Consider the following 6000-nt stretch of genomic DNA (forward strand, 5'->3'; position numbering starts at 1 on the left):
AATCGTCGGCTCACGCTACCGGCTCCGCCGATCCGGGTGCTACGCAGCCCGGGACGTGACCGGGGTCCCTGTGACCGCGCTAACACTTCGGTCCCCCCACCGCTATATACGTCCCCTTTCCGCCACCGGCACCTTCATTTCCCTGCCGTTCACCCGCGGGTACCCGGTGATCTCACGCAGCCGCCTGAAGGTCCAGCCGTGCCCCGAACTCCCTGACCACCGGCTCGTCCCGGAACGGCTCCAACCGCTGCTGGAAATCGTCCAGATACTCGGCGCCCCGGTTGGACCGCAGGGTCTCCAGCAGCTCGACGGCCTTCAGCCCGGTGTGGCAGGCCTGTTCGACCTCGCGCTGCTGCACCTGAGCTGTGGCGAGCAACACATATCCGATCGCCCGGCGCCGCGCCTTGGTCTCCGGCAGCCCGGCCAGCGACTCCTCCGCGCGCCGCGCCGCCGCCTCGGCCTGACCGAGATCGCGATGGCAGTGCGCCAACTCGTCCGCGAGATAGGCCTCGTCGAAGTGCTTGATCCACGCCGGGTCGTCACCGGACTCCGCGTCCGCCGACTCCAGCGCGCCCACCGCGCGCCCGGACGCCAGCTGGGCCGCCCGCGCATCGCCCATCAGCGCGTGCCCGCGCGCCTCGGCCGCGTGGAACATGGCCTCCGCACGAGGGGTCACGCGCCCCCGTGCTCCTTCTTGCGCCGCCCGCGCCAGCTGCGCGATCTCCCGCGGGTTGCCGAGCTGGGCGGCGACGTGGCTCATGGAGGCGGCCAGCACATAGCCGCCGTATCCGCGGTCGCCCGCCGCCTGTGCGAGGCGCAGCGCCTGGATGTAGTAGCGCTGGGCGAGCCCCGGTTGCCCGGTGTCGACGGCCATGTACCCGGCGAGCTCGGTCAACCGCGCGACGGCCGCGAAGAGTTCCCGCCCGATCGCCTCCCGGTAGGAGCCGGCAAGGAGCCCGGAGACGACGCTGTTGAGGTAGTGCACGACGACCGGGCGCACATGCCCGCTGCCGTACTGGTGATCAAGGTCTACGAGCGCCTGCGTCATCGCCCGCACGGCCGCCACGTCGGACTGCCCGACCCGCGGCCCCGCCGAGCGCGCCACCTGCGAGTCCGGCGACGAGATCAGCCAGTCGCGGCTGGGCTCGACCAGCGCGGACGCGGCGACGGACGAGCCGGACAGGAAGTCCCTGCGGCCCACGTCGCTGCGCCACAGCTCACAGACCTGCTCGATGGCCCCCAGTACCGTCGGCGAGAACTGGAGGCCGACGCCGGACGCGAGGTTCTTGCCGTTGGCCATACCGATCTCGTCGATCGTGACCGTACGGCCGAGCTTGCGGCCGAGCGCCTCGGCGATGATCGCCGGGGCCCGTCCCCGCGGCTGCTGTCCGCGCAGCCAACGCGCCACCGACGTCTTGTCGTAGCGCAGATCGAGTCCGTGCTCGGCGCCGCACATGTTGACCCGGCGGGCCAGCCCGGCGTTCGAGCAGCCCGCTTCCTGGATGAGCGCCTGCAGCCGTTCGTTCGGCTGTCGCGCGACGAGAGGCCTTGCGGCCATGGCGTACCCCCTGTGGCTGCGGTGCCTGCCCACGCACCGAGTTGACGTGTCTTCCACCGCCGGATCCGGGCCGGGGGCACTGGCTGTGCACCGCAAGGATCCGGCCGTGAAGATCAATGCCCCGTCGGCATACCGAAAATGCGAGGCTTGCGAGGATTGCCGGGGTAAAGGCGGAAGCCGACCCCACTGTGGGCTACCCCGCTCCGACCGCGGATCCTCCCGCGCGCCCCCACACATGCACCCATGCGCCCCAGATGAGGAATCAATGCTCCTCCCCCGCGCGCGCTACGCCCGTAACCGGAGGTGGGTGCGGGAGTTGTGTTGGGCGTGGAAGAGACGATCCCGGCCACCGAAGCCGCACAGATTCCCAAGCAGCGCGGCGAAACGCTGCTGGAGACCGCCGTTCGCTATGCCGAGGAGCGTCACTGGGACGTGTTCCCCGGGACGTGGCTGGAAGCCGTCGACGGAGTGCAGTACTGCTCCTGTGGTGACGCCGCCTGCCCCGCGCCCGGTGCGCACCCCACGCGCCCCGACTGGGCGGCGCAGGCGACCGGGAGCGCGACGGTGGCGCGACGGATGTGGCAGAAGCAGCCCACCGCGTCGATCCTGCTGCCGACGGGCCGTACCTTCGACGCGATCTCCGTCCCGGAGACGGCCGGGTTCCTGGCGCTGGCCCGGATGGAGCGGATGGAGCTGTCGCTGGGGCCGGTGACGCTGACGCCGGACCGCCGGATGAACTTCCTCGTCCTGCCGGGTGCGGCGGTGAAGGTCCCCGATCTGGTGCGCAAGCTGGGGTGGTCGGTCGGCTCGCTGGATCTGGTGGCGCTCGGCGAGGGCGCGTGGGTCGCGGGTCCGCCCACGCGGTTCGGGTCGCGGGGGGCCGTGCAGTGGGCCTGCCGGCCTACGCCCGCGAATCGGTGGCTGCCGGATGCGGAGGAATTGATCTCGCCGCTCGCCTATGCGTGTGGGCGGGACCGGTAGCGCCTACTCATCTGCCGGGACCGGTCGATCGGCGACTGCGGGATCGCTGTGGCTTGTCGCACCCGCGCGGCGGAGCCGCATATTGGATACAGCCCCGCGCCCCTTAGGGTTGGCATCCATGACGTCGGCCGTAAGTGTGCGTGGGCTCTGGAAACGGTTCGGGCAGCAAGTTGCCGTTGCCGGGATCGATCTGGAGTTGCCCGCGGGGAAGTTCGTCGGGCTGGTCGGTCCCAATGGAGCTGGAAAGACCACGACCCTCTCCATGGTGACGGGGTTGCTGCGGCCCGACAGCGGGACCGTCGAAGTCGTCGGGCACGACGTCTGGCGAGACCCCGTTGAAGTCAAGGCGCGCATCGGGGTGCTGCCTGAAGGGCTTCGGCTCTTCGAGCGGCTGTCCGGCCGCGAACTGCTCGCGTACACGGGGCGGTTGCGCGGGCTGCCCGGGGCCGAGGTCGACAAGCGGGCCACCCAGCTACTCGACGTACTCGACCTGGCGGGCGCCCAGCACAAGCTGGTCGTCGACTACTCGACCGGCATGCGCAAGAAGATCGGACTCGCGGCGGCGCTGCTCCACAATCCCGAAGTGCTGTTCCTGGACGAGCCGTTCGAGGGCGTCGATCCGGTCTCGGCGCAGACCATCCGCGGCGTCCTGGAGCGCTACACCGCCTCCGGCGCGACCGTCGTCTTCTCCTCCCACGTCATGGAGCTGGTCGAGTCGCTGTGCGACTGGGTCGCCGTCATGGCCGCCGGACGCATCCGGGCGCACGGCCCGCTCACCGAAGTGCGCGGCGAGGCCGCCTCGTTGCAGCAGGCGTTCCTCGAACTCGTCGGCGCGAACGGCCGCGACACCGCCTCCGACCTCGACTGGCTGGGCGGCGGGGCGCGATGAGCACCGACGTGACCGGGGTCTTCGTACGGCTGAAGCTGTCGCTCCTGAGGAACGGACTACGGCAGTCCGGTGGCCGGCGGGCCGCATACGTCGCCTCGGCCGTGGTGGCCCTGCTGTTCGCCGCGCTGCAGCTCCTGGGCCTGATCATGCTGCGCGGCAACGCGCACGCCGACACCGTGGTCGTCATCCTGGTCGCGGTCCTCGCGCTCGGCTGGGCCGTGATGCCGCTGTTCTTCCCCGGCGGGGACGAGACCCTCGACCCGACGCGGCTTGTCATGCTGCCGCTGCGCCCCCGCCCGCTGGTCCGGGCCCTGCTAGTGGCCTCCCTGGTCGGCATCGGCCCGCTGTTCACGCTGTGCCTGCTCACCGGCTCGGTGATCGCCGTGGCGCACGGCGCCTCGGCGTACGTCGTCGCCGTCATCGCCGTCACCCTGGCCCTGCTGGTCTGCGTGGCGCTCGCGCGGGCCGTCGCCGTGGCGAACATCCGGCTGCTGACCAGCCGCAAGGGCCGCGATCTGGCGGTGCTGAGCGGGCTGGTCATCGCGATCGGCGCGCAGGTCGTGAACTTCGGGGCGCAGCGGCTCGGTTCCTCGGGCCTCGAACCGCTCGAGCCGGCGGCGGACGTGCTGCGCTGGGTGCCACCGGCGTCCGCGATCGGGGCGGTGCGGTCGGTGAGCGAGGGGTCGTACGGCGTCGGCGTGCTCCAACTCGCGCTGAGCGCGGGTGCGTTGCTGGGCCTGATCGCCGTGTGGTCGCGTCATCTGACCCGGTTGATGACGTCCCCCGACGGCTCCACGCTCCAGGCGGCCGGTGAGTCCGCCGTGCGGGAGCGGACCCCGACCGGCCTCTCCCGGCTGCTTCCGGCCGGGCGCACCGGCACCGTGATGGAGCGCAGTCTGCGCTATGTGTGGCGCGACCCGAAGACCAAGGCGGCCTGGGTGACCTCGCTGGCCATCGGTCTGATCGTGCCGCTGTTCAACGCGTTGCAGGGCACCGGCTCGATCTACTTCGCCTGCTTCGCCGCCGGGATGCTCGGCATCCAGATGTACAACCAGTTCGGGCAGGACACCTCGGCGTTCTGGATGGTCGCGATGACCATCTCCTCCCCTCGGGACGCCTACGTCGAACTGCGCGGCCGGGCCCTGGCACTCCTGCTGATCACACTGCCGTACGCCGCCCTGGTGACCGTCCTGACGACGGCGCTGCTGGGCGAGTGGCCCAAGCTGCCGGAGGTGCTGGGCCTGTCGCTGGCCCTGCTGGGCGCGATGCTGGCGACCGGCGCCTGGACGTCGGCCCGATTCCCGTACTCCATCCCGCAGGAGGGCTACAAGAACGTCGCCCCGGGGCAGGCGGGGCTGGCCTGGATCTCGATCTTCGGCGGCATGATCGCGGCCGCCCTGCTGTGCGCCCCCGTCCTCGCGCTGACGATCTGGCTGAACGTCAGCGAGGGCGGGGACGACTGGACCTGGCTGCTGCTCCCGGGCGGAACGCTCTACGGAGCGACGATCACGCTGCTCGGTCTACGCCTGGCAGCACCGCGCACGGCGACCCGCCTGCCGGAGATCCTGACGGCGGTGAGCAAGGGATAGCGGGTGCTCGCTGACGCAGGGGGCCTGTAACGCCGCCGTCTTTCAGGGGCGCGGGGCTGTATCGATTTGCGGCTCCGCCGCGTGGGCGCGACAAGCCACGAACCACCCGCAGCCGCCGAACGCTCAACACGCACCGAGCTCAAAGGGCGCCCGGTATCACCCTGTCCGCACCGCATCCAAAAAGGGCTCAATAGCCCCTCGCCACTCCTCGGGCTGGTCATAGTGCACAAGATGCCCCGCATCGGACACCTCCGCGTACTCCCCGCGCGGCAGCACCCGCACCATTTCCTGCGCCTCGGCCCGCCCGAGTTCGCCGTCCAGCCCGCGCACGACGAGGGTGGGGCACTGCACCTGGGTGAGTTCCTCCCAGTGCGCGTCGTACACCCAGGTCTCCCGGGACCGCAGCATCTGGTCCGGCACGAAGACCGGCCGCCACCCGTCCTCGCACTCGTGCATGACCTCGGCGTAGAACTCGCCCCGTGCGGCGTTCGGCCGCTCGACCCAGGGGTCGTCCTCGCCGAACCACTTGCGTACGTCGGCGAGTGTGGCGAAGGGGACGGGCCAGGACTTGAACCAGTCCGACCACTCCCGCTGCGAGGCCGCGCCGAGCGCGGAGGCCCGCATGTCGCAGATGATCACGCCACGGACCAGATCGGGCCGCTTGGCGGCGAGCTGCCAGGCCGTCAGCGCGCCCATGGCGTGGCCGATGAGGACGGCCGGGGCGAGGCCGAGCTGTTCGAGGGCGGCCTCGGCGTCGTCGACGTAGGCCTCGCGGGTGAAGGCGGCCTGCGCGGGCTTGTCGCTGCGGCCGTGGCCCCGCTGGTCGAGGGCGACGGCGCGGTGCCGCTCGGAGAGCCAGCGGGCCGTGGAGGCCCAGTGCGAGGCGCGGCCCATCAGGCCGTGCAGTAACAGGACACCGAGCCGGCCGTCGTGCTCGGTCGAGGGGTCGGTCTTGGGAGGGTCGCCGAACTCCCAGGCCGCGA

At 71.2% G+C, this 6000-nt stretch carries 5 protein-coding genes; 3 read left to right on the forward strand and 2 right to left on the reverse strand.

The features are described from left to right. Window positions 1-172: 172 nt before the first annotated feature. Complete coding sequence (locus tag ACFPQ9_RS44180) at window positions 173-1558, reverse strand: transcriptional regulator (protein WP_380866077.1); 1386 nt, start codon at window positions 1556-1558, stop codon at window positions 173-175. A gap of 318 nt (window positions 1559-1876) precedes the next feature. Here ACFPQ9_RS44180 and ACFPQ9_RS44185 point away from each other — a divergent pair, with 318 nt between their 5' ends. From ACFPQ9_RS44185 to ACFPQ9_RS44195, 3 genes are all read left to right on the forward strand, one after another. Further along, window positions 1877-2539 carry a bifunctional DNA primase/polymerase gene (locus ACFPQ9_RS44185; protein ID WP_380866079.1) on the forward strand — a complete coding sequence of 221 codons (663 nt, stop codon included), beginning with the start codon at window positions 1877-1879 and terminating at the stop codon, window positions 2537-2539. Window positions 2540-2657: 118 nt separating this feature from the next. Then, window positions 2658-3428, forward strand: a complete 771-nt coding sequence (locus ACFPQ9_RS44190; RefSeq protein ID WP_380866080.1) for an ABC transporter ATP-binding protein — start codon at window positions 2658-2660, stop codon at window positions 3426-3428. Next, window positions 3425-5017 (forward strand): transporter, encoded by a 1593-nt coding sequence (locus tag ACFPQ9_RS44195; protein ID WP_380866082.1) that lies wholly within the window; start codon window positions 3425-3427, stop codon window positions 5015-5017. The genes ACFPQ9_RS44190 and ACFPQ9_RS44195 overlap by 4 nt, the downstream gene beginning before the upstream one ends. A 156-nt stretch (window positions 5018-5173) precedes the next feature. Here ACFPQ9_RS44195 and ACFPQ9_RS44200 read toward each other — a convergent pair. After that, window positions 5174-6000, reverse strand: an 827-nt coding sequence (locus ACFPQ9_RS44200) for an alpha/beta fold hydrolase (RefSeq protein ID WP_380866084.1), incomplete at its 5' end; no start/stop codon positions are given.

Origin of the sequence: Streptomyces coerulescens (assembly GCF_042657965.1) — a bacterium.
GTDB lineage: Bacteria > Actinomycetota > Actinomycetes > Streptomycetales > Streptomycetaceae > Streptomyces > Streptomyces coerulescens.